20 protein-coding genes and 1 pseudogene are annotated in these 24,081 nt (G+C 61.8%); 12 read left to right on the top strand and 9 right to left on the bottom strand.

The window, feature by feature from the left end:
- Positions 1 to 48: 48 nt before the first annotated feature.
- The 4 genes and pseudogenes from ACWTU7_RS07800 to ACWTU7_RS07785 form a co-directional block, all read right to left on the bottom strand.
- Positions 49 to 870, bottom strand: coding sequence for an SH3 domain-containing protein (locus tag ACWTU7_RS07800; protein WP_455838468.1), 822 nt, complete (start codon positions 868 to 870; stop codon positions 49 to 51).
- Positions 871 to 1,099: 229 nt separating this feature from the next.
- Positions 1,100 to 2,386: an NAD(P)/FAD-dependent oxidoreductase gene (locus ACWTU7_RS07795; protein WP_455838469.1), complete on the bottom strand. Its 1,287-nt coding sequence runs from the start codon at positions 2,384 to 2,386 to the stop codon at positions 1,100 to 1,102.
- Between the two features lie 115 nt (positions 2,387 to 2,501).
- Positions 2,502 to 2,869, bottom strand: a pseudogene (locus ACWTU7_RS07790) (four helix bundle protein).
- Positions 2,870 to 2,909: 40 nt separating this feature from the next.
- Positions 2,910 to 4,346 carry a glutamine synthetase family protein gene (locus ACWTU7_RS07785; protein ID WP_287085970.1) on the bottom strand — a complete coding sequence of 479 codons (1,437 nt, stop codon included), beginning with the start codon at positions 4,344 to 4,346 and terminating at the stop codon, positions 2,910 to 2,912.
- Positions 4,347 to 4,495: 149 nt separating this feature from the next.
- Here ACWTU7_RS07785 and ACWTU7_RS07780 point away from each other — a divergent pair, with 149 nt between their 5' ends.
- The 5 genes from ACWTU7_RS07780 (at position 4,496) to ACWTU7_RS07760 (ending at position 8,991) form a co-directional block, all read left to right on the top strand.
- Positions 4,496 to 5,212: an HAD family hydrolase gene (locus tag ACWTU7_RS07780; RefSeq protein WP_455838470.1), complete on the top strand. Its 717-nt coding sequence runs from the start codon at positions 4,496 to 4,498 to the stop codon at positions 5,210 to 5,212.
- Between the two features lie 299 nt (positions 5,213 to 5,511).
- Positions 5,512 to 6,393 carry a metal ABC transporter substrate-binding protein gene (locus ACWTU7_RS07775; protein ID WP_455838548.1) on the top strand — a complete coding sequence of 294 codons (882 nt, stop codon included), beginning with the start codon at positions 5,512 to 5,514 and terminating at the stop codon, positions 6,391 to 6,393.
- Positions 6,390 to 7,295, top strand: coding sequence for a manganese/iron ABC transporter ATP-binding protein (locus tag ACWTU7_RS07770; protein WP_455838471.1), 906 nt, complete (start codon positions 6,390 to 6,392; stop codon positions 7,293 to 7,295). Before ACWTU7_RS07775 ends, ACWTU7_RS07770 begins: the two co-directional genes overlap by 4 nt.
- Positions 7,292 to 8,149, top strand: coding sequence for an iron/manganese ABC transporter permease subunit SitC (gene sitC / locus ACWTU7_RS07765; RefSeq protein WP_095519038.1), 858 nt, complete (start codon positions 7,292 to 7,294; stop codon positions 8,147 to 8,149). The genes ACWTU7_RS07770 and sitC overlap by 4 nt, the downstream gene beginning before the upstream one ends.
- Positions 8,146 to 8,991, top strand: coding sequence for a metal ABC transporter permease (locus ACWTU7_RS07760; RefSeq protein ID WP_455838472.1), 846 nt, complete (start codon positions 8,146 to 8,148; stop codon positions 8,989 to 8,991). The genes sitC and ACWTU7_RS07760 overlap by 4 nt, the downstream gene beginning before the upstream one ends.
- 10 nt (positions 8,992 to 9,001) lie before the next feature.
- On the opposite strand, the gene ACWTU7_RS07755 is transcribed toward ACWTU7_RS07760, so the two are convergent.
- From ACWTU7_RS07755 to aceA, 4 genes are all read right to left on the bottom strand, one after another.
- Positions 9,002 to 9,445 carry a Fur family transcriptional regulator gene (locus ACWTU7_RS07755; RefSeq protein ID WP_029348428.1) on the bottom strand — a complete coding sequence of 148 codons (444 nt, stop codon included), beginning with the start codon at positions 9,443 to 9,445 and terminating at the stop codon, positions 9,002 to 9,004.
- A gap of 211 nt (positions 9,446 to 9,656) precedes the next feature.
- Entirely contained in the window at positions 9,657 to 10,046 is a 390-nt protein-coding gene (locus ACWTU7_RS07750) for a response regulator (protein WP_455838549.1), read from the bottom strand.
- Between the two features lie 312 nt (positions 10,047 to 10,358).
- Entirely contained in the window at positions 10,359 to 10,601 is a 243-nt protein-coding gene (locus ACWTU7_RS07745) for an SMc00767 family acetate metabolism repressor (protein ID WP_029348426.1), read from the bottom strand.
- Between the two features lie 53 nt (positions 10,602 to 10,654).
- Positions 10,655 to 11,944 (bottom strand): isocitrate lyase, encoded by a 1,290-nt coding sequence (aceA, locus tag ACWTU7_RS07740; protein ID WP_455838473.1) that lies wholly within the window; start codon positions 11,942 to 11,944, stop codon positions 10,655 to 10,657.
- A gap of 633 nt (positions 11,945 to 12,577) precedes the next feature.
- Here aceA and ACWTU7_RS07735 point away from each other — a divergent pair.
- From ACWTU7_RS07735 to ACWTU7_RS07710, 6 genes are all read left to right on the top strand, one after another.
- Positions 12,578 to 14,032: a helix-turn-helix domain-containing protein gene (locus tag ACWTU7_RS07735; RefSeq protein ID WP_455838474.1), complete on the top strand. Its 1,455-nt coding sequence runs from the start codon at positions 12,578 to 12,580 to the stop codon at positions 14,030 to 14,032.
- A 148-nt stretch (positions 14,033 to 14,180) separates the two neighbouring features.
- Positions 14,181 to 15,134: a DMT family transporter gene (locus ACWTU7_RS07730; RefSeq protein ID WP_065010775.1), complete on the top strand. Its 954-nt coding sequence runs from the start codon at positions 14,181 to 14,183 to the stop codon at positions 15,132 to 15,134.
- Positions 15,135 to 15,491: 357 nt separating this feature from the next.
- Entirely contained in the window at positions 15,492 to 16,589 is a 1,098-nt protein-coding gene (locus tag ACWTU7_RS07725) for a polyamine ABC transporter substrate-binding protein (protein ID WP_455838475.1), read from the top strand.
- A gap of 75 nt (positions 16,590 to 16,664) precedes the next feature.
- The gene (locus ACWTU7_RS07720) at positions 16,665 to 17,804 is read left to right on the top strand and encodes an ABC transporter ATP-binding protein (RefSeq protein WP_095519032.1); all 1,140 of its coding nucleotides are present in this window, start codon (positions 16,665 to 16,667) and stop codon (positions 17,802 to 17,804) included.
- Positions 17,805 to 17,812: 8 nt separating this feature from the next.
- Complete coding sequence (locus ACWTU7_RS07715; RefSeq protein ID WP_455838476.1) at positions 17,813 to 18,787, top strand: ABC transporter permease subunit; 975 nt, start codon at positions 17,813 to 17,815, stop codon at positions 18,785 to 18,787.
- Positions 18,784 to 19,602, top strand: coding sequence for an ABC transporter permease (locus ACWTU7_RS07710; protein ID WP_287071271.1), 819 nt, complete (start codon positions 18,784 to 18,786; stop codon positions 19,600 to 19,602). The genes ACWTU7_RS07715 and ACWTU7_RS07710 overlap by 4 nt, the downstream gene beginning before the upstream one ends.
- A 29-nt stretch (positions 19,603 to 19,631) precedes the next feature.
- Here ACWTU7_RS07710 and ACWTU7_RS07705 read toward each other — a convergent pair whose 3' ends face one another.
- The gene (locus ACWTU7_RS07705) at positions 19,632 to 21,482 is read right to left on the bottom strand and encodes an AsmA family protein (RefSeq protein ID WP_455838477.1); all 1,851 of its coding nucleotides are present in this window, start codon (positions 21,480 to 21,482) and stop codon (positions 19,632 to 19,634) included.
- Positions 21,483 to 21,775: 293 nt separating this feature from the next.
- On the opposite strand from ACWTU7_RS07705, the gene ACWTU7_RS07700 reads away from it, so the two are divergent.
- The gene (locus tag ACWTU7_RS07700) at positions 21,776 to 23,746 is read left to right on the top strand and encodes an acetoacetate--CoA ligase (protein WP_455838478.1); all 1,971 of its coding nucleotides are present in this window, start codon (positions 21,776 to 21,778) and stop codon (positions 23,744 to 23,746) included.
- Positions 23,747 to 24,081: the final 335 nt, after the last annotated feature.

The following is a 24,081-nucleotide window of genomic DNA, read 5'->3' as shown; positions in this document are numbered from 1 at the left end:
GAAGCCATCCGAGCCGTGCTGCGACGTCGAGGGATCGCCTGACCAGCCCTAGGCGCCGGTCTTGACAAAGCTCTTGTAGATCCAGCCGCGTTTGCCGTTGTAGACGATCTGGCACCATTTCTTGCAGCCCATCACCTGAACAGAGGTCTTGGCGGGAACGGTGACTATAGCGGCCGCATTGTTCTTCGGGCCGGTGCGCATGGTGACGGCCCTGAGGATGCGTCCGGTGTCTGCCGCGCTCGCTTTCTTGGCCTCGACTTTGGCCTCGGTGCCATCGTTCTGTGGCGCTGCCGGCTCTCCCGGTTTCGGGATGGGAATGGCGGCGGTTGGCGCGCCGTCCGTCGCCGTCTTGTCGGGAGCAGCAACTTTGGCAAGCAATGCTGCCACTTTGGTTTTCGCTGCCGGATCGGTGAATGCCGCCGCAGTGGACGGCTTGTCTGCCGTTTGTTCAGCCTGGCCTGCCATCTGGCGGGATGTGGATCCCGATCCTGTCCAGCGAGGATCATTGGGAGCCAGCGCCGGTATCTCGGCCTTCGCCGCAACCACCACCGGCGAAACCGCATCGGTCTTGCCCGCAGCCTGCTGCACCGCGGCGACTTTCGAGGCCGCGGCCGGCACGATCCTTGTTGTTTTTACTGGAATGCTTGAAACGATCTGCTCGGGACTCGCGACCGCTTGTCTCTCGTTGGCCGGCAATGCCAGCCATAGCGCCACCGCGGCCACGCCAAGCAGCGCTGCTGTGCCAAACGCGGCGATGAGCAGATGCAAGTTCGACCGGATTTGCTGCCAGAACCTGGGCCGCACGTCGTAGCCAAACTGCATCGCAAAGCGCCGTCGTTCCGGCGCGCCGAAACTGAAGGGCTCTCTCACTCTTGCAACCTCCATTTGCGGGCCGACGTTCTTACGACCTGTGCCGGGAAAACCGGCATTCGGTCGGCATCGGTCCCAAACCAACGCGGGCAGGCCCGCAAAATCCCCGTTCAACTGCCCTGAGCGGGCATCCTTTGCCGGCGATTGTGGCATCACTGCGCCCTTGCCGGGCGGATTCTGCACCTTTGCGCTAGATTTTGCAACTTGGAAGGGATTTTGCAATCTATGGTTATATCCTGTCCCTCAAGGCATACCAGTTGAGCGCAAGAAAGAGCAGAGGCGCGCGGAAGCGTCGACCACCGGGAAAGGCCGGGATTTTCAGGTCCTCGATCAGCCTCAGCCGGTCCCGGTTGCCGGCAACGGTTTCGGCATAGAGCTTGCCGAAAAAGTTCGACAGCATGACGCCGTGACCGGAATAGCCGCCGACAGAAATCACATTGGGCATCACCTCGCGCACGAAGGGTTTTCTCGGCATCGTGATGCCGACATAGCCGCCCCAGCCGTGAGTGATCTCGACGGCCTTCAGCGCTGGGTAAAGCTCGGCGATCTGCCGGCGGATGTGGACATGGATGTCTTTCGGATCGTTGACGGCATAGATCTCGCGGCCACCGAACAGCAGCCGCCCATCCGTCGATTTGCGGAAGTAGCGCACGACGAAGCGGGAATCATCGACCGCCTCACCGCCCGGCAGCACGTTTGTGTCAGCCCCCAGCGGCACCGTCGCGCCGATGAAGGAGCCGATCGGCATGATGTGCGCGGCACTGATCGGCTCGAGCGCGCCGCCATGGGCGTTGACGCCGATCAGACATTTCTCGGCTGATATCGTGCCTTTCGGCGTCGTGACCCTGACCTTGCCGCCAAGCGACGCGATGCCGGTCGCCGGCGTCTGCTCGAACAGCTGCGCGCCCGCCTGCGCCGCCACCTTTGCCGCGCCGATCACCAGCTTCAGCGGATGGATGTGCCCGGTGCCGGTGTCGCGGGTGCCGCCGAAATAGCGCGTCGAGCCCAACCGCTCCGCCGTCTCCTTCGCGTCCATGAAGGCGATTTGCGGATAGCCGAAGCGGTTCGCCATGATCTCGGCATGCGCCTTGTAATCGTCGACATAGCGCTTCTTATGCGCCACCGACATCTGGCCGGGCATGTAGTCGATCTCGATCTTGTTGACGGCGGCGAATTCGAGGAGATGCGACTTGGCCTCTTCGGCGAGGTCGAACAGCGCCTTGGCGCGGGAAAAGCCGTATTCCGCCTCGAGCTCCTCGGCCCAGGCGCGCTGACCGGTGCCGAGCTGGCCGCCATTGCGGCCCGATGCGCCGTCGCCGAAACGATGCGCTTCGATCAGCACGACATTGCTGCCGGCCTTGGCAAGGGGCGCCGCCGCCGACAGGCCGGTGAAGCCGCCGCCGACGATGACGACGTCGCATGTCCGGTCGCCGTCCAGCGCCGGGTATTCGGGCCATGGGCCGGCCGTGTCCTCATACCAGGAGCGGCCGGGGGAGATTGGGGATTGGTAGGGCATGATGACCGAGTGGGCAGTAGGGCAGCAGGGCAGCAGGGCAGCAGGGCAGTAGGGCAGCAGGGCAGCAGGGCAGCAGGGCAGCAGGGCAGTAGGGCAGCAGGGCAGCAGGGTGTGTCTATTCAGGCGATAGCTTGCGGATCAGAAGCCGTAGCAGTTTCCCGATGCTCTCGCTGCGAGTCATCAACGAGTCGACTGTCTCGCGAGGGGCCATTCCAACCCTTTGTGCAATGAGAAGGTGCGTTTCCAGCTCTTTGAGTGACCCTTGTGCGATTCTAAGAAATTGCTGATAGGAAGCTCGGCTCTCCGGCCGTAGCCCTCGGCGATGTTGGCCGGCAGGGAGGTTGCCGCCCGACGCACCTGAGTCGTCAACCCATAGAGCTCATCCTTCGGCCAAGATCTTGTTGCCTCGTAGATTGAAACTGCCAGGTTCATCCCCTGCTGCCAGACGACCAGATCTCTGTATGAATCAATCCTCGCCGTCATCCCCTATTCCCCTACTGCCTTACTGCCCTATTCCCCTACACTAGACATTCAACAGCAGATACTCCCGCTCCCACGGGCTGATCACTTCCATGAAGGTCTCGAATTCCGCCCGCTTGATCGCCGCATAGGTCGCGGCAAACGACTTGCCGAGCAGCGCGCAGAGTTCCTCGTCGGCTTCGAACAGGTCGACAGCCTCGAGCAGGCTCCGCGGCAGGTCGATCTCCGCCTCGTTGGCGGTGGTGAGAACCGGCGGTTCGGCCTTGATCTTGTTGGTCATGCCGATCAGCCCGCAGGCGAGCGATGCGGCCAGCGCCAGATAGGGATTGGCGTCGGAGGAAGGGATGCGGTTCTCGACGCGCCTGGCTGCCGGGTCGGATCGCGGGACGCGGAAGGCGGTGGTGCGGTTGTCGTAGCCCCATTTGTTGTTGACCGGTGCCGAAGCCGACTGCGTCAGCCGGCGGTAGGAATTGACGTAGGGCGCGAACATCACCAGCGCGTTCGGCACATGTTTCTGCATGCCGCCGAGGAAATGGAAGAAGGCTTCGGTTTCCGAGCCGTCCTCTGCCGAAAAGACGTTCCTGCCGGTCTTCTTGTCGATGATCGACTGGTGGATATGCATGGCCGACCCGGGCTGCCCCTGGATCGGCTTGGCCATGAACGTGGCGTAGATCTCATGCTTCAGCGCCGCCTCGCGGATGGTGCGCTTGAACATGAACACCTGGTCGGCGAGTTCGATCGGATCGCCATGGCGCAGATTGATCTCGAGCTGGCCGGCGCCTTCCTCGTGGATCAGCGTATCGATCTCCAGGCCCTGGCTTTCGGAGAAATGGTAGATGTCGTCGATCAGCTCGTCGAACTCGTTGACACCGGCAATCGAATAGCCGGCGCCACCGCCTATCGCCCGTCCCGAACGCCCGACCGGCGGCGTCAGCGGGTAGTCCGGATCGGGATTCTTGCGCACGAGGTAGAACTCGATCTCGGGCGCCACCACCGGCTTCAGCCCGCGCTTGTCGTAAGCGGCAAGCACACGCTTCAGCACGTTGCGCGGCGTGAACTCTACCGAGCGGCCGTCCTGGTGGACGAGGTCGCAGATGACCGCCGCCGTCGGGTCCTCTTCCCACGGCACCACCGTCAGCGTGGAAAGGTCCGGCATCAGCTTGAGGTCGCCGTCGTCTTCCGGATAGTGGAAGCCGTTGCCGTCCTCCGGATAGCCGCCGGAGATCGTCGTCATGAACACCGCCGAAGGCAGCGCCAGCGAAGTGTTGGAGGTAAACTTCTTCGACGGCATCATCTTGCCGCGCGCCACACCCGCCTGGTCGGGCGTGATGCATTCGATATCCTCGATGCCGCGCCACTCCAGCCAGGCGCCGACTTCCTTCCAGTTTTTCACACCACGTTGATTTTTCACGAAGGCAGGCGTGCGGATACGTCCTCCGCGGCTCGACGGACGGACTTCCTTTTTTGCAGGCGGCATCATTCACCAGATTGGGTTGCGGATTTGGGATTATAGCCGGGGCCGGCGAGGGAAGGGAAGGGGAGCGCGGTTGCGTTCGCCTGCGCAGTTGAAAACTGCTCTGGGCGGCTTAGGTTCGACGCAAGTTCAATGACCTCGGTTGAAGACGTCAAATGCAGAACAATCATGAATTGACCACGATCGGCTTTGATGCCGACGACACGCTCTGGCAGAACGAGCAGTTCTTCCGCATGACCGAAAAGCGCTTTGCCGCGCTGCTCGCCGATCATGCCGAGCAGGAGCACATCTCGGCAAGATTGCTGGAGGCCGAGAAGCGCAACCTCGCCGTCTACGGCTTCGGCATCAAGGGGTTTACCCTGTCGATGATCGAAACGGCAATCGAGATTACCGAGGGCCGCGCGCCGGCCTCGGTCATCGCCGAGATTCTTGCCGCGGGCCGCGAGATGCTTGGCCATCCGATCGAGGCGCTGCCTCATGCGCGCGAAACCGTGGAAAAGCTGGCAGATGCGTATCGCCTGGTGTTGATCACCAAGGGCGACCTCTTCGATCAGGAACGCAAGCTGGCGCAATCGGGCCTGGGTGACCTTTTCGATGCCGTCGAGATCGTCAGCGACAAGAGCCCCGCCACTTATATCAATATCTTCAGCCGCCACGGTGATGGCGCCGAAAGAAGCATGATGGTCGGCAATTCGCTCAAGTCGGACGTGGTGCCGGCCATCGAGGCCGGCAGTTGGGGTATCCACGTGCCGCATGAGCTGACCTGGGCGCTTGAAAATGTCGAGCCGCCGATCACCGCGCCTCGTTTCCGCCAGATAGCCGATCTCTCGGAATTGCCCCGGCTGATCGAAAGCGTCGGGAAAGCCGGCTGATCGCGTGTCTCGGTGTCGAATCGGACGTGCGCTGCAGCGCATCGACGCCGGACATCAGCGTATCGCAGTCCTTGTTGTCCGCTCCGTCATAGGGCCGCGCTGTAGCCGACGCCAAATCGCGCGGCCGCATACAATCCACGACGTTAAGCCGTTTTCTACTTGCAAATCAGTCGCAATTGCAGAATATGCGAAAAGCGCGCGCCGCAGTCGCACAATGGCGGCCAGCGGCGAGACATTAAGAATCGCGACAGGAGAAATTGATGTTCGAGAGATACGGACGACGGGTTGTCGTTGGCTTGATGGCTGCGGTTTTCGCTGCGGCGGTGGCTTCAAGCCCAGCGAAAGCCCAGGAAAAATTCAAGGTGGTGACGACCTTCACCGTCATCGCCGACATGGCGAAGAACGTGGCGGGCGATGCAGCAATCGTGGAATCGATCACCAAGCCTGGAGCGGAGATCCACAATTACGCGCCGACGCCGGGCGATATTCAGCGGGCGCAAGGTGCACAGCTCATTCTGTGGAACGGGCTCAACCTCGAACTCTGGTTCGAAAAATTCTTCCAGAACCTCAGCGACGTGCCCGGCGCTATTGTCTCCGAGGGCGTCCAGCCGATGAGCATCGCCGAGGGACCCTATACGGGCAAACCGAACCCGCATGCCTGGATGTCGCCGGCAAACGCGCTGATCTACGTCGACAACATCCGCGACGCCTTCGTCGCGCACGATCCGGCGCATGCCGAGACCTACAAGGCCAATGCAGAAGCCTACAAGGCAAAGATAGAGGCGGCCGTCGCGCCGATCCGCGATAAGCTTGCCTCGATCCCGCAGGACAGGCGCTGGCTGGTGTCGAGCGAAGGCGCTTTCTCCTACCTCGCACGCGATTTCGGGCTGAAGGAGCTTTATTTGTGGCCGATCAACGCTGACCAGCAAGGCACCCCCCAGCAGGTTCGCAAGGTGATCGACGCCGTCAGGGAAAACAAGATCGTCGCCGTGTTCAGCGAAAGCACCGTGTCGGACAAGCCGGCCCGGCAGGTCGCGCGTGAGACAGGAGTGCATTACGGCGGCGTGCTCTACGTCGATTCTCTCAGCGAGGCGGACGGCCCGGTGCCGACCTATATCGACCTGCTGCGTGTGACATCGGATACGGTTCAGAAAGGCCTCGCCGCAGGGCTGTCGCAATGAACGAAGCCGTTCCGCCTCTTGCCCCCGCGTCCGAGGATGCGGGAGGCGGTCTCGCCGTCCACGGCGCGACCGTCACCTACCGCAACGGCCACACGGCGCTGCGGGATGCGAGCTTTGAAATTCCGACAGGCACGATCACGGCACTTGTCGGTGTCAACGGCTCGGGCAAGTCGACGTTGTTCAAAGCCATCATGGGCTTCGTGCGGGTGGCAAAGGGAGAGATTATTGTTCTCGGACAGCCGGCCGCGGCCGCGCTGAGGAAGAACGTCATCGCCTATGTGCCGCAGGCCGAGGAGGTCGACTGGAACTTTCCAGTACTGGTCGAGGACGTCGTCATGATGGGTCGCTACGGCCATATGGGCATGATGCGCCTTCCGAAGGCGGCTGATCGCGAGGCGGTTACAGCCGCGCTTGCGCGTGTCGGCATGAGCGATTTCCGCAAACGCCAGATCGGCGAGCTTTCGGGCGGGCAGAAAAAGCGCGTCTTTCTCGCTCGGGCGCTGGCGCAGGACGGGCGCGTCATCCTGCTCGACGAGCCCTTCACCGGCGTCGACGTCAGGACCGAGGACGCTATCATCGAACTGCTGCGCGCGCTCCGGAACGAAGGCCGAGTGATGCTGGTCTCGACGCATAATCTGGGTAGCGTGCCGGAGTTCTGCGACCGTGCCGTGCTGCTCCGGAATACGGTCCTTGCCTACGGGCCGACAGGCCAGACCTTCACGCAGGCGAACCTGGAAAAGGCTTTCGGTGGCGTCTTGCGTCATTTCGTGCTGGGCGGCGCCGGGCTGCATGAGGACGACGACAGGCGCCGCCTTGCCGTCATCACCGACGACGAACGGCCACTGGTCTTCTACGGAGAGAACGGAGCCATGCAGCAAAAGATGCGGGAACCGGACGAATGAGTGTCCTGCTCGAGCCGTTCGGCTACGAATATATGCTCAATGCCATGTGGGTGTCCGCCTTGGTCGGCGGTGTCTGCGCCTTCCTGTCCTGCTATCTGATGCTAAAAGGCTGGTCGCTGATCGGTGACGCGCTCTCGCATTCGATCGTGCCGGGCGTCGCTGGCGCCTATATGCTGGGCCTTCCCTTCTCGATCGGCGCCTTCTTCTCCGGCGGGCTAGCCGCTGCCGCGATGCTCTTCCTCAACCAGCGCACCAAGCTGAAAGAAGACGCCATCATCGGCCTGATCTTCTCCTCCTTCTTCGGCCTCGGCTTGTTCATGGTGTCGCTGTCACCGACCTCCGTGAATATTCAGACGATCGTGCTCGGCAACATCTTGGCCATCACCCCGGAAGACACGCTTCAGCTCGCCATCATAGGCTTCGTCTCGCTCGCCATCCTGTTGGTGAAATGGAAGGATCTGATGGTGGTTTTCTTCGACGAGAGCCATGCCCGCTCGATCGGCCTCAACCCGAGCGCGCTCAAGATCATGTTCTTCATGCTGCTATCGGCCTCCACGGTCGCCGCGCTTCAGACCGTCGGCGCCTTCCTCGTCATCTGCATGGTGGTGACTCCCGGCGCGACCGCCTATCTTCTGACGGACCGCTTTCCGCGCCTGCTCGTCATCGCGGTCGTCATCGGCGCGGCCACGAGTTTCAGCGGCGCCTATGCCAGTTATTTCCTCGACGGCGCCACTGGCGGCATCATAGTGGTGTTGCAGACGCTGATCTTTCTCGCCGCCTTCTTCTTCGCTCCCAAGCATGGAATGCTGGCAGCCCGCCGCCGCTCGGCGCGGGCCTTGGAGGCCAGCCTATGAGCATCCTCGATACGCTGCTTAGCCCCTTCCAGTTCGACTTCATGGTCAATGCCCTGATTGTTTCGGTTCTGGTCGCTATGCCGACGGCGCTGCTCTCCTGCTTTCTCGTTCTCAAGGGCTGGTCGCTGATGGGCGACGCCATCAGCCACGCCGTCTTTCCCGGCGTGGTCATTGCCTACATTGTCGGATTCCCCTATTCGATGGGCGCCTTCGCCGCCGGAATGGTCTGCGCTCTCGCCACCGGCTTCCTCAAGGACAACAGCCGCATCAAACAGGACACGATAATGGGCATCGTCTTCTCCGGCATGTTCGGTCTCGGCCTGGTGCTCTATGTAAAGATCCAGTCCGACGTGCATCTCGACCACATATTGTTCGGCGATGTGCTGGGCATCGGCTTGCGCGACATCGTCGAAACGGGGCTCATTGCTGCGATCACGGCCGGCATCATCGGGATCAAGTGGCGCGACTTCCTGCTGCACGCCTTCGACCCGGCTCAGGCTCGCGCGGTTGGTCTTCGGGTCAATCTGCTCCACTACGGCCTGCTCTGCCTGATCTCGCTCACCATCGTCGGCGCGCTGAAGGCGGTCGGCATCATCATGGCCATCGCCATGCTGATCGCGCCTGGCGCCATCGCCTTCCTGCTGACAAGGAAGTTTAGCGCCATGCTGATCCTGTCGGTCGCGATCGCGGTCGCCGCGTCGTTTCTCGGCGTCTATCTGTCCTTCTTCATCGACAGCGCACCGGCGCCGACCATCGTTCTCATGATGTCCGCCGCCTTCATCGCGGCCTTCGCCGTCACCACACTTAGAGTGGGCCGAATGGAGATTGGGGAGGAACGCTAGAAACGGGCGGTCATTCTCCGGATTGACGAGAGCGTCGCGTTTTCTGGATCGGCTTCACGTAGATCTCCAGTCTGTGGCTGATGATCGTGAATCCGTGCTGTCGAGCGATTTCCTCTTGGAGCCGCTCGATCTCCGACGACTGGAATTCGACGACGTCTCCCGTCTCGATATTGATGAGATGATCGTGATGCTCACGGGGGACGGTTTCGTATCTGGCGCGCCGATCGCCAAAGGTGTGCCGCTCCAGAATGCCCTTTTCACGGAGAAGGCTGACGGTGCGATAGACAGTGGCGAGCGCGATCGTCGGCTCGATGGCGACAACACGGCGATGGAGTTCCACAACATCCGGATGGTCGCTGGATTCGGATAGAACGCGCATGATGACGCGGCGCGGACCGGTGATGCGCAGTCCGAGTTTTCTGCAAAGCGCGGCGATGGTCTGTTCTGAGGACATGTCGTGATCCGCCGATATCGACAGCCATGTCGCGAAGTCGGAACATGCCTGCGGATTTGTTCGAAGGTGCTATCCCAGATGCGTCGCAATTGCAAAAGGAGACGTAGCGGGGCTCATTGTCAGGCGGTACCGAGCGCTCGCATACTAACATAAATATCCAGATTCGATCGCAAGAAGCGAGGAAAGGCGTGGAAGCCGGATCGGACGTCGGCTAGCTGCGCGCGAGCCCGATCAAATGGTCGATCACTGGCTGCAGCCGTTCGGTCGTGATCGGTTTGACGACAACCGCATCGACGACGCTCGACAGGGCGAGGCTCTCCGGTGTGCCGTTCTTGGTCGAAAGCAGGATCACCGAGGGAAGCGACCTGCCCGAGGTGCGTCGCAGCGCGTCGATACCGGACATCAGCGCGTCGCAGTCCTTGTTGTCCGCTCCGCCATCGAGGACGACAGCTCCGGGAATGAGCGATCGCAAAGTCGTTGCTGCCGTTTCGGGCGATTCCGAGATCGGTTTGAGCCCGGATCGTTCGACGATTTTCGAAACCACCACCCGGTTGACCGGCGACTTTCCGACGACGAGCACACGGGTGAAGTCTGTGAGCATCTCCGGGTCCACGTTGCGGCTCACGAAAGTCAGGTGGTTTACAGTCTTGGTATCGCGATTCATGGGGCGCATGAGCGTGGCGGGCACTCGTCGGGTTTCAATGCAGGGTTGAAACTTAGAGACAATTGCCGTGAGATCTCTCCCTATGTCAAGCTGAAACGACCGATATCCAGAATATCGCAAGAAACGTTAAAATTTAAAGCAAGTTCTGTTCTTGCTCATTATGGCAACTGATCGTGCAAACGCAGATCACCTGCGCAGAGACTGCGCAGGTGATGCCGGATCGACCGACAGGCTTTGGTCGGATTTCGGTCAGTCGAGGCTCCGCTGCGTGACGATCACCGGGATCAGCAGATCGCCCCAGTTGCCGTCGCCGCCATGGTGCCGTGCCGAGCGCACGAGCTCCACCGACACACCGGCCTCGACCGCCTTCATCACCGATTGGTTGAGCCTGTGCAGGTCGTTGGCCAGCATGCGGATGGTCGCCTGCTGGTCGACACTCATGGTGGTGGCCTGTTCTTCGGCCCGTTCCTTGACGCGACTGATCGATGCCATTGGTCTTCTCCCTTAGCCCTTTAGGGGCGTTTCCTCTGTCTGTTGCGTTCCTGCTATTCTGCGGCCGGCTTGAACTGGGCGTGCTCGGTCGATTCATGCATGGCCGTGGTCGAAGACCGGCCACCGGTGATCGCCATCGACACCGCGTCGAAATAGCCGGTGCCGACTTCGCGCTGGTGCTTGGTCGCGGTGTAGCCGTGGGCTTCCGCCGCGAACTCCGCTTCCTGCAACTCGGAATAGGCCGCCATCTGCCGCGCCTTGTAGCCGCGGGCGAGTTCGAACATGCCGAAATTGAGCTGGTGAAAACCGGCTAGCGTGATGAACTGGAACTTGTAGCCCATGGCGCCGAGTTCCCGCTGAAACCTGGCGATCGTGGCGTCGTCGAGGTTCTTCTTCCAGTTGAAGGACGGCGAGCAATTATAGGCGAGAAGCTTGCCGGGATGGTGCCTGTGCACGCCCTCGGCGAATTTTTTCGCCTGCGCCAGATCGGGCTTGGAGGTTTCGCACCAGATCAGGTCGGCGTAAGGCGCGTAGGCGATGGCCCGCGCGATGCACGGCTCGATGCCGTTCCTGACGTGGTAGAAGCCTTCCACCGTGCGGCCGGCGCCATAGTCGACGAACGGCTGGTCGCGCTCGTCGATGTCGGAGGTGAGCAACTTTGCCGCTTCCGCGTCGGTGCGCGCGATGACCAGCGTCGGCGTGCCCATGACGTCGGCAGCAAGTCGCGCGGCGTTGAGGTTGCGGATGTGTGCGGCGGTCGGGATCAGCACCTTGCCGCCGAGATGGCCGCATTTCTTCTCCGACGCCAGCTGGTCCTCGTAGTGGACGCCGGCGGCACCCGCCTCGATGAAGGCCTTCATGATCTCGAAGGCATTGAGCGGTCCGCCGAAGCCGGCTTCCGCATCGGCGACAACAGGCGCGAACCATGTGTCGACCGAAAGCCCCTTGCCTTCGGAGGTCTCGATCTGGTCGGCGCGCTGCAGGGTGCGGTTGATGCGCTTGACCAGTTCGGGCGCCGCATTGGCGGGATAAAGCGACTGGTCCGGATACATGGCGGATGCGGTGTTGGCGTCGGCGGCGACCTGCCATCCAGACAGGTAGATCGCCTTCAGCCCGGCCCGGACCTGCTGCATCGCCTGATTGCCAGACATGGCGCCGAGCGCGTTGACGAAGTCCTCCTCGTGGATGAGCTGCCAGAGCCGGTTGGCGCCCATTTCGGCGAGGCTCTGCCGGATCTGGACCGAACCGCGCAGCCGCTTCACGTCCTCTGGCGAGTAGGGCCGCTCGATGCCGTCGAAGCGGCCTTCCGGCGCCGAGGGGACGAGGTTGTAAAAATCGGTCATATGGTCACTCCGAAGGTTGCTGCAGCCTGTCCCGAAGCCAATCGTCTGGATGTCGAGCTATGACTGAATTTACATTGCATGCGAAAAGAGCCCAGAAAAATTAGGAAAACTGGCTCAAAATAAGGGAAAACCTGTGTTGTGTTTGACATTGCGGCGCTGTAAATGTGTAAATATTGTCAATATCGGGATAGGTGGCATGGCCGACAATTCAGTAAAATTATTGACGGAGGGGATGCTTTGATGGTTTGGCTTGTTTTCGCTGCTGGTGCCTCATTCGTGTGGGCAATCAGCGCCTTTCGAAGGCCGCAAGCGATGTTCGTATCCCTCGACGCCGACGCCTCAAGGGTTTCGGGTCCGCCAGGGCTTGATGTCGTGATTTCGTATATTCTCGTTCAGTCAGCGACCATAGCGTTCTTGGCGGTGTTCGCTGTCCGAAGGCCCGAAATGCAACAGACAATGGAAGCTCTCGTTACGCTGACTTCGATGGGTTTGCTGGTTGCTTCTCTCTTCGGGTACTGGAAATCGCGATCCAGATTGGCGATGGCCGGGATAATCTATGGATTGGCTGCTGCTGTGTGCCTTACCGCCTACTGGTTTGGCCGAATCGGAGCCGGGCTTTGAGAGGCCTAATTCGTGGCTGACCAGAAGATTTTCGCCGGGCCGCGCATCCGCCGTATCCGCAGCGCCAAGGGCCTGACCCAGACGGCGATGGCCGAAGGGCTCGGCATCTCGCCGTCCTATCTCAATCTCATCGAGCGCAACCAGAGGCCGCTGACGGTCCAGCTGATCCTGAGGCTTGCGTCTGTCTACAAGGTCGACCCGCATGAATTGCAGGGCGAGGCGAGGGGGTCGGTCGCCGCCCTGAAGGAGGTGTTTTCAGATCCGCTGCTGGTCGGCGAATTGCCTGGTGACCAGGAGCTGATCGAGCTTGCCGAGGCGGCGCCCAACGCTTCCGCTGCGGTGATAAAGCTGTTTCGCGCCTATCGCGAGCAGGCGGAGCGCCTTTCCGACCTCAACGAGCTTCTCGCGCGTGAGGGCAAAGCGACGGCACTTTCCGGCGCCCGCTTGCCGATCGATGAGGTGCACGAGATTTTCGAGCGCCGGCCGAACCATTTTGCCGCGCTCGAAGAGGAGGCCGAGGCATTCACGTCGGTTCTCGATCCAGGCGACGATCTGCTCAGTGCACTGAAGGCCTGGCTGAAGCGCGAATACGGCATCGTCGTCAAGGTGCTGCCGGTCGCCACCATGCCGAACTGGCGCCGCCGCTACGACCGCCACTCGCAGCGCCTGTTTCTGTCCGAGCGCCTGTCGCCGTTCGACCAGTTGCGCGAGGTGGCGATGGAGGCCTGCCTGATCCGCATGACGGTCGCGGTGGCAGGCGAGATCCAGGCACTGAAGCTGACCACGGATGAGGCCCGCCGGCTCGCCCGCTTCGAGCTTGGCCGCTACGCCGCCCACGCATTGATGATGCCCTATCAATCCTTTCACGCAGCAGCACACCGCGCACGGTACGACGTCGACGTGCTGCGCTCGCGTTTCGGCGTCTCCTTCGAGCAGGCGGCGAACCGCCTGACCATGCTGCAGCGGCCGGGCACGCCGGGCGTGCCGTTCTTCATGCTCGAGGTCGACAATGCCGGAAACCGCTTCCGCAAGGCGGGCAGCCAGGGTTTTCCGCAAAGCCGTTTCGGCGGCGGCTGTCCGAAGCTTCCCGTGCATGCCGCCTTCACCCAGCCCGGCCAGATCTTCGTCGAGGCGGTGGAAATGCCCGACGGCGCCGAGTTCCTCTGCGTCGCCCGCACGCTTGAAGGACCGCAAGGCTCGTTTGCGGAGCGCCCGCGCCGTACTGCACTTCTGCTGGGCTGCGACATCGGCTTTCGTGACGAGATCGTCTATGGCGCGGCACTGCCGGGGCCGGCTGCCGCTGCGACCGGAAAAGCCGGACAGGGCAGCAATCCGGCCACGCCGATAGGCCCCGCCTGCCGGCTGTGCGAACGCATCGGCTGCCTTGCCCGCGCCGAGCCGCCGGTGACGCGCCCGCTCGGTCTCGACGAGATGGTGACCGGGCTAAGCGCCTTCGATTTTCAGTGAGGCCGTGGCAGGCGACCTGCCGTCCTTGCCACAACCGTCGCCGTCCGCTGGATCACGCCTGGCAATCGTCTTTGCGTTACGCCAATGAGGCACGTTCTTGTCGTCCGTTGCGCATCGTGCCGCCCCGAAATCGTCGACAGTCGCGCCCATGACCGACACCGCATCATCACCGATCGCCGTTTCGCCTGCCGTCTCGCCGCGTGAGGAGCGTATCGGCTTCCTGTTGATATTCCTGTCGGCGCTGATGTGGAGTTTCGGCGGCGCCATCGCCCGCTTCATCGACGCCGGCGACAGCTGGACGGTGGTGTTCTGGCGCTCGGTCTGGGCCGCCGCCTTCCTGATCTGCTTCATGGTCTGGCGCGACGGCTGGCACGGCACGGTGAGGTTGTTCCGCGGCATGGGCCTGCCCGGCCTTGCCGTGGCGTTCTGCTTCGCCACCGCATCGACCTCTTTCGTAGTGGCGCTTGCCTATACCACTGTCGCCAACATCCTTTTGATGCAGGCCGGCGTGCCGCTCTTGGCGGCGCTGTTTGCCTGGGTGCTGTTTCGCGAACGGGTGGCCTTGGCAACCTGGGTGGCGATTGCAGCCGTTATTGCCGGCGTTGCCATCATGGTATCGGAATCGCTCGATGGCGCTGTTTCGCCCATCGGCGACGGCTTGGCGCTGCTCATAGCTGTGATGTTTTCGATCGCCACCGTCATCACGCGGCGCTTTGCCCATGTGCGCATGACGCCGGCGACCTGCCTCGGCACGATGCTTGCCGCCGCATTCGCGGCGTCCCAGGCATCGCAATTCGGCGTATCCAGCAGCGACATGGGCTTCCTCTTTGCATTCGGTGTGGTCAATCTAGGTCTCGGCCTTGCCTTCTTCGCCACCGGCGCCCGGCTTGTTCCGGCGGCGGTCGCAGCACTGCTCGGCACTTTCGAGCCGATCCTCGGCCCGATCTGGGTCTGGCTCATCCATTCCGAGGTGCCGTCGGGACGCACCATCCTTGGCGGCACGGTCGTGGTCACGGCGCTGCTCGTCCATATCGGGCTCGAATTCAAGCGTCAGGCGCGGCCCGTGCGGCCGGGTGTCACCGGCATGCCGTCGCCTAATTGATGCAGCGCACGCGCCAAAGCGAGATGAGCCATTGACAATGGCGCAGCCGCGCGGGCAGGCTGCCAATACGGCAACAACAAGACAGGCTCATCTTGCCAAGTCTCCCCTCCGGCCCGACCGAGACCGGACAACATCGTCGTATCCCTGCCCGCGCCGTGGCGAGAGCCTTTGACGGCGCCGGAATGCCACCTGGATCACGACATAGGAACGGGGGGCTTGGCCGCTGCGCATCGAACCACGAGGGGGTTGGCGGTTCGCGCTTGTCGCTTGTCGGAAAGCCCAATAATCTGAAGCAAACGCCCAGCCGCGCAGCCCCGCGACGAGTTGGCGATGGAACACTCATCAAAGGAGAGACGCATGACCCGCAAAGCATTCTGGCTTTCGGCGACCTCGGCATTTCTGACGCTTTTCACCCTCGGCGCTCATGCCCAGGACCGCATCGTCAATGTCTATAATTGGTCGGATTACATCGACAGCTCGATCATCGAGGATTTCACCAAGGAAACGGGCATCAAGGTCACCTATGACACCTTCGATTCCAACGAACTCCTGGAGACGAAACTGCTTGCCGGCGGCAGCGGCTACGATGTCGTCGTGCCGACCGCCAATTTCCTCGCACGCCAGATCCAGGCAGGTGTGTTCCAGAAGCTCGACAAGTCGAAGCTGCCCAACATTTCCAACATGTGGGACATCGTTTCGGAGCGCACAGCCAAGTACGATCCCGGCAACGAATATTCGATCAACTACATGTGGGGCACGGTCGGCCTCGGCTATAACGTCAAGAAAGTGCAGGAAGCGCTCGGCACCGACAAGATCGATAGCTGGGACGTATTCTTCAACCCGGAAAAGCTGGCCAAGCTGAAGGATTGCGGCGTCTATGTCCTCGATTCCCCGAGCGACATCCTCCCGAACGCCTTCAAATATCTGGGCCTCGATCCCGAGACCACGTCGCCGGACGATTTCGCCAAGGCGGAAGAACTGATGCTGAAGATCAGGCCTTACATCCGCAAGTTCCACTCGTCGGAATATATCAACGCACTGGCCAATGGCGACATCTGCCTGGCCGTCGGCTGGTCGGGCGACGTGTTCCAGGCGCGCGACCGTGCGACGGAGGCCAACCGTGGCGTCGAGATCAACTATTCCGTGCCGAAGGAAGGTGCCGAAATGTGGTTCGACCAGATGGCGATCCCGGCCGACGCGCCGCATGTCGCCGAGGCGCATGAATTCCTGAATTACATGATGAAGCCGGAAGTGATCGCCAAGTCGAGCAACTACGTCTTCTACGCCAACGGCAACAAGGCATCGCAGCAGTTCATCGACAAGGAGATACTCGAGGATCCGGCGATCTATCCGGACGAGGCGACGCTGGCGAAGCTGTTCACCATCGCGCCCTACGATTCCAAGACCCAGCGCGTCGTCACCCGCACCTGGACCAAGATCGTCACCGGGCAGTAGGCGACAATCAACGACCCCGGCAGGTGCTGCCGGGGTCAAAGACTTCTGGGGACAGAACGCAGGACGGAGTGGGATATGAAATCGCTTGGCAGCATCCGCAGGGATTTCGCGCCGTGGAACGATCCGAACGCCAAGCCATACATCCAGTTCGACAAGGTCACCAAGAAATTCGGTGACTTCACCGCCGTCAACAATCTGTCGCTGACCATATTCGAGCGCGAGTTTTTTGCCCTGCTCGGGGCGTCGGGATGTGGAAAATCGACGCTTTTGCGGATGCTCGCCGGCTTCGAGGAGCCGACCGCCGGCCGCATCCTGCTCGATGGCCAGGATTTGCGCGGCATCCCGCCATACCGGCGGCCGGTCAACATGATGTTCCAGTCCTATGCGCTGTTCCCGCATATGACGGTCGAGAACAACATCGCTTTCGGCCTTAAGCAGGACGGCATGCCGAAGCCCGAGATCGCGGCGCGCGTTGGAGAGATGCTGAAGCTGGTCAAGCTCGAGCAGTTCGCCAAGCGCAAGCCGCACCAACTGTCCGGCGGCCAGCGCCAGCGCGTGGCGCTTGCCCGCTCGGTCGCCAAGCGGCCGAAGGTCCTGCTGCTCGACGAGCCGTTGGGCGCGCTGGACAAGAAGCTGCGCGAGGAAACGCAATTCGAGCTGATGGATCTGCAGCAGTCACTCGGCCTGACCTTCGTCGTCGTCACCCATGACCAGGAAGAGGCGATGACCATGGCCGACCGTATCGCCATCATCGACAAGGGCGAGGTGATGCAGGTGGCGACGCCGGCCGAAGTCTACGAGGCGCCGGGTTCCCGCTTCGTCGCCGGCTTTGTTGGCAACGTCAACATGTTCGAAGGCAAGATCGCGCATGGCGAGGCAGGCAGCGCAAGCATCGATGCGGGCAACGGCATCACCATTCGGACGGAGAATGCCGGCGATGCCGCAACTGGCGCGGCTGTCGCCTTCGCGATCAGGCCGGAGAAGATCAAGATATCGTCGACGAGACCGGCCGGTGCCGTTAACGCCATCGAGGGCGAGGTTTACGATATCGCCTACCTCGGCGACATGACCGTCTATCACGTCAGGCTTGACGACGGCCACGTGGTACGGGCGAGCACGATGAACGCGGCCCGCCTCGCCGAGGATCCGCTGAGCTGGAACGACCGTGCCTGGGTGTCGTTCAGGCCGGACGCCGGCGTCGTGCTGACGCGATAGGGACGGTCATGTCGAATGCCGCTGTCACCGCTGCAACGAGCTCTCGGGCCGCCGATGCGGGCAAATCCGCCCTGGCCAGACTGGGAGAGGCCGTCGTTGGCCGCCTTGTCATCATCATCCCCTATCTGTGGCTGGTCTTCTTCTTCCTGATTCCGTTCGTTATCGTCTTCAAGATTTCGCTGTCGCAGACGGCGATCGCCATACCGCCCTACACGCCGGTACTTGGCTTCGGCGATGGGCTTTCCGGTTTTTTCGCTCAGCTGAAACAGCTCAGCATCGATAACTACACATGGCTGACGCAGGACGCGCTCTACATCAACGCCTATGTGACGAGCGTCATCGTCGCCGCCATTTCAACGGTGCTGACATTGCTTGTCGGCTACCCGATCGCCTATGGCATGGCCCGAGCGCCGGCGATGCTGCGCCCGACTTTGCTGATGCTGGTGATCCTGCCGTTCTGGACCTCGTTCCTGATCCGCGTCTACGCCTGGATCGGCATCCTCAAGCCCGAGGGGCTGCTCAACCAGCTGCTGCTCGCCACCGGCGTCATCAGCCAGCCGCTGATCATCCTCAACACCTACACGGCAATCTTCATCGGCATCGTCTATTCCTATCTGCCGTTCATGGTGCTGCCGCTTTATTCCGCCCTCGAGAAAATGGACTATTCACTGATCGAGGCGGCCAAGGATCTCGGTTGCCCGCCGACCAGCGCCTTCTGGAAGATCACCTTTCCGCTGTCGCTGCCCGGCGTCATCGCCGGTTGCCTTCTGGTGTTTATTCCCGCCGTTGGCGAGTTCGTCATTCCCGACCTGCTCGGCGGATCGCAGACCCTGATGATCGGCAAGACGCTGTGGAACGAGTTCTTCGCCAATCGCGACTGGCCGGTGTCGTCGGCCGTCGCCGTCATCCTGCTGTTGCTGCTGATCGTGCCGATCATGCTCTTCCAGCGGGCCCAGGCCCGCGCCCAGGAGCAGGACAAATGAACCCGACCTGGAGCCGCTTCAACATCACTTCGATCGTGCTGGGCTTTGCCTTTCTTTACCTGCCGATTGTCCTGCTCGTCGTCTTCTCCTTCAACGAGTCGAAATTGGTCACCGTCTGGGGCGGCTTCTCGACCAAATGGTACGTCTCGCTGTTCCACAACCAGGGCCTCATGGACGCCACCTGGGTAACGGCTCGCGTCGCCGTCATCTCGGCCACCGTGGCGACCGTGCTCGGCACGCTGGCGGCTCTCACCCTGACGCGCTACACGCGCTTCAAGGGCCGGACGCTGTTTTCCGGCATGGTCTTTGCGCCGTTGGTCATGCCGGAAGTCATCACCGGCCTGTCGCTGCTGCTGCTCTTCGTCGCCGTCGGTCTCGACCGCGGCTTTCTCACCGTCACGCTTGCCCACATCACCCTGACCATGTGCTTCGTCGCGGTCGTCGTGCAGTCGCGCCTGATCACGTTCGACCGCTCGCTGGAAGAGGCCGCGATGGATCTTGGCGCGCCGCCGGTGAAGACCTTCTTCCAGATCACGCTGCCGGTCATCATGCCGGCGATCGTGTCTGGCTGGATGCTGGCGTTCACATTGTCGCTCGACGATCTGGTCATCGCCAGCTTCACCTCAGGGCCCGGCGCCACCACGCTGCCGATGAAGATCTACAGCCAGGTTCGTCTCGGTGTGACGCCGGAGATCAACGCCGCCTGCACCATCCTGATCGCGGTCGTGGCGGTCGGCGTCATCATCGCTTCGCTCGCCAACAAGCGTCGCGAGGTGCAGCGCCAGCGCGATGAGCAGGCCGCACAGCGTGGGTGACGAAAGGGGGGCGGCAATACCGTCGTTGCCTACTCTCCGGAAACCCCGCGGCTTATCGGTGAAATGAACGGCGTGCTCCACGTTCCGCCGACGAAGAACGAAGACTGGTTGGGACCCTGGTTATTTGTCTGCGTGGCTGGCTGGTCCGCCTGAATGATGCCGCCGGACAGCGCCAGCCCGCGCCCGGCATAGGAGGCGATGCCGGAAAGCCAGATCTTGTACTTCGCCGAATTCGTTTCAGCCTTGTCGATCTTCGCCACACCGTTCGAAATGCTCGCCTTGAGTTCGGCCCCGTCGATCGGCAGCGTTCCGTCGGAGACATCGTCGAGCGCGAAGAACCCGCCCTGTTCGTTGTGTTTGAGAAACGCCGGCAAATTGAACCGGCTCAACGCGCCCTGGCCGAATTTCGCCGAAACCGAGCCGTCGGCGTTCTCGAAAATGGAATCCCAGGTTCTGCCCGGCCCCTTGAGGATGACCGAAACGGTTCCCGTGCCGATCGGCACCAGTCGCGTCATTCCGGCTGCGGTGCCAAAAGCCCCACCATCGATGTCGGAGGCGAGCAGCCTGATCTCGACCTGCGTGCCTCCCGGCTTGCGGTCGAAACGAAGACTGCTCTGGATGTTGCCGCCAAAGGCCGATGCATCGGAAATATCGAAGACGGCAAGACCGTTCTTGACCTGGGCGGCGGCGGCGACGTCGGCAAGCTGGATGGCGCCTGCGGTGGCCTGCGCTGCCGACAATCTGAGATCGAGATCGATCCGGTCGGCGACGCTTATGTCGATTTCGCCTGGGCCAGCGCCGTCCGTAGGCGCCAGGGGTGTGAAGGCGGAGAGAAACGACCGCAAGTCGAGCGTCTCGAAGGCGAGCGTACCGGCGATCACCGGCCGCGCCTCGCCAAAGGAGAAGTCCAGCGCACCCATTCCCGGATTGTCGTCCAGAGCGATCTCGGTGTTTTCGAATTTTATGCGGCCGGAGGTCGCCGTGACCTTGCTGGAAACGGAAACCGAGCCGATAGCCGCGCCCGGCGCGATGCCGGCCCGCGACCATTCGAGCACGCGCCTGAGCGAGGGTGCGGCAAATTTCGCCTGGCCGTCGAAATAGGCATTCTCGGACATGCTGGCCACGCCGTCGAAGGAAAAACTGGCAGGGGCCGCCTTGAAGGAAAGCGTCATCGGCGCCGCACCGCCCCCAAACAGCACCAGCGGGTTCGACGATGCGGCATCCACGGCGACGCTTTCGCCACGCCAGATCCCGGTCGCCGACAGCGTCGCATTGCTGTTCATGGCGGCCCAGTTCGCCTGTCCGCTCAGGCTGCTCAGTATCTCAGCGTCCTTACCATCGACGGAGGTCACCACGCGGCCGTTCCTGAACTCTACGGTGCCGAACGGATCAGCCGGCAGCTTGCTCAGGTCCGGCTTGGCTGGATTGGCGCTGACCACGGCGCGGGCGATGTCGATGGAACGGGTGATGCGCCCGCCTGAAGGTAAGGCGGGCAGGAAAAGCCCATGTGCTGCGCGTTGAACCCTGATCGTCGGCCGGATCAGCCGCGCCGTCGAGAACACCACATCGCCGCGCAACGCCGCCATGGCGGAGAGATTGACCTCGACCCGTTCGGCCTCGATCACCGGCGGGGCGTCGGTTTCTGTCCATTGCGAAAGCGTCACGTCGGTCAGGATGGCCCGGAAATTCGGCCAGACCTCGATCCGCGGGGCGCCGTCGATGGTGACCCTGAAACCGCTCCACGCACTCATTTCCCAGGCGATGCGGTCGCGCACGATGCGGGTCGAGGCGACGAGCGGCAGGGCGGCAACGGCCAGCGCGATGACGAGCACGGCAACGCCGATCGCCCATATTCCGCGCCGGATCAAAGGTGATGACATGTCGCCCGTATGCTTCCGTTCCGACCAAAATCGCCCGACGGGTGTAACCCCAGTCGTCACTACGACTTAGGGCTGACGCATTTCAAGTCTTTATGGCCCGGCGATGGCATTTGCGCACATCCGCGTCGCGCGGCCGAACAAAATCTTGCTCTGCTGCGACGCGATATGCATAAGCGATCCCAATGCCTGTCCCCAAAATGCGCACCTTTTGGGATAACGACATACATAAAAACAAAAGTCTAAAGCGCGTCGCGTGAACTCTTCAAACGTGACGTGTTTAAGGAGGAACGATCATGGCTGGCGACGCACCGCTCTGGGCACCGACGAAAGACCAGGTCGACGCGGCGCCGATGACTGCCTTCATGCAGGCCGCCGCGGCCGCAACCGGCAAGGTTTTTTCCTCCTATGCCGAACTACACCGTTGGTCGATCGACGATCGCGAGGCATTCTGGAGCCTGGTCTGGAACTTTTGCGGGATCGTGGGCGACAAGGGGGCCGGCGGCGGCCAGCGCGTGCTTGTCGATGGCGAAAAAATGCCCGGCGCCGCGTTTTTTCCCGACGCGAAGCTGAACTTCGCCGAGAACCTGTTGAAGAAAACCGGACTCGGTGACGCCATCGTCTTTCGCGGCGAGGACAAGGTCGAGCGCCGGCTTTCCTGGAATGAGCTGCATGCGCTGACCTCGCGGCTGCAGCAGCTTTTCCTGTCGCTTGGGGTGAAAAAGGGCGACCGTATCGCCGCCATGATGCCCAACATGCCGGAGACCGTCGCGGCAATGCTGGCGACAGCCTCGATCGGCGCCGTCTGGTCGTCCTGCTCTCCCGATTTCGGCGAACAGGGTGTGCTGGACCGGTTCGGGCAGATCGAGCCTGTCGTCTTCATCGTGCCCGACGGTTACTGGTACAATGGCAAGGCGATCGAGGTCGCCGACAAGATCGCGGCCGTTGCGGCAAAGCTCGTCACCGTCCGCAAGATCCTGATCGTCGACTATCTCGGCACGTCGACCGATGTGGCGGCGACCATCGAGAAGGCGACTGCGCTGGACGAGGCGCTCTCATCCTTTGCCACCAAGCCCGTCACCTTCGAACGATTACCGTTCGCGCATCCGCTCTACATCCTGTTTTCTTCCGGAACGACCGGCATTCCCAAATGCATCGTCCATTCGGCCGGCGGAACGCTGATCCAGCATGTCAAGGAAGAACGGCTCCACGCCGGGCTGCTCGACGGCGACCGCTTCTTTTATTTCACCACTTGCGGCTGGATGATGTGGAACTGGCTGGTGTCCGGCCTGGCGTCGGGCGCAACCCTTCTGCTTTATGATGGGTCGCCCTTCTATCCCGACGGCAACGTGCTGTTCGACTTCGCCGACGCCGAGAAGATGACCTATTTCGGCACCTCGGCCAAATTCATCGATTCCGTGCGCAAGGCCGGCCTCAGACCGATCAAAACGCATGATCTTTCGAGCGTGCGCACGATCTCCTCCACCGGCTCGCCACTGTCGCCCGAGGACTTCCGCTTCGTCTATGACGGCATCAAGAAGGACGTGCATCTCGCCTCGATTTCCGGCGGCACCGATATCGTCTCCTGCTTCGTGCTCGGCGTACCGACCGAACCGGTATGGACCGGAGAGATCCAGGGGCCTGGCCTCGGCCTCGCCGTCGATGTCTGGGACGACGACGGCCGCACGCTCAGGCAAGAAAAGGGTGAGCTCGTCTGCACCAAGGCGTTTCCGGCGATGCCGATCGGCTTCTGGAACGATCCCGAAGGCAAGAAATACCACGCAGCCTATTTCGAGCGCTTCGACAATGTCTGGTGCCACGGGGACTTCGCCGAATGGACCGCTCATGGCGGCCTGGTCATCCATGGCCGCTCCGACGCGACGCTCAACCCGGGCGGGGTGCGGATCGGCACGGCGGAGATCTACAACCAGGTCGAGCAGATGCCGGAAATCTTGGAGGCACTGTGCATCGGCCAGGATTTCGACAACGACGTGCGGGTTGTGCTGTTCGTGCGGCTGGCTGAGGGGATGCAACTCGACGCGGAGCTGGAAAAACGCATCCGCGCGAAAATCCGCAGCGGCGCGAGCCCCCGCCACGTGCCGGCTAAAATCGTCGCGGTCGCCGACATTCCACGCACCAAATCGGGCAAGATCACCGAGCTTGCGGTGCGCGACGTGGTGCATGGCCGCGCCGTCAAGAACAAGGAGGCGCTGGCCAATCCCGAAGCGCTCGAGCTGTTCCGCGACCTGCCGGAACTGGCCGACTGAGCAAACAGGCCGGCGGTGCCATGCGACTTAATAGGCCCGGCCGAGCATGGTTAACGAAATATCTCGCTTGAATTTACCTAGAATTCATGAGTGGTACACATTGGTAAATTTTTCGCGGCGCCGGTAAGGTTTTGTTAAGGGCCGGCATCGATAGTCGTGCGTAACTTGAGGGAGAAATCCCGTTCCTCTAAGTCACCAGAGGATCTGAATTCGCTCAAGCCCCGTTGTAACAGCAATCCAATCATTCAAGGCGTCCTGTGGACGCCTTTTCTTTTGGAGCATCGGACCCAAAAGTGGGGACCGGTTTTGGGAAAATCCGATGCTCAAACAAAAAG

It is taken from the genome of Mesorhizobium sp. BHscii (genome assembly GCF_053848065.1).
Note: the sequence above shows the minus strand (reverse complement) of the source record. Positions and strands in the feature narration are given on the sequence as shown.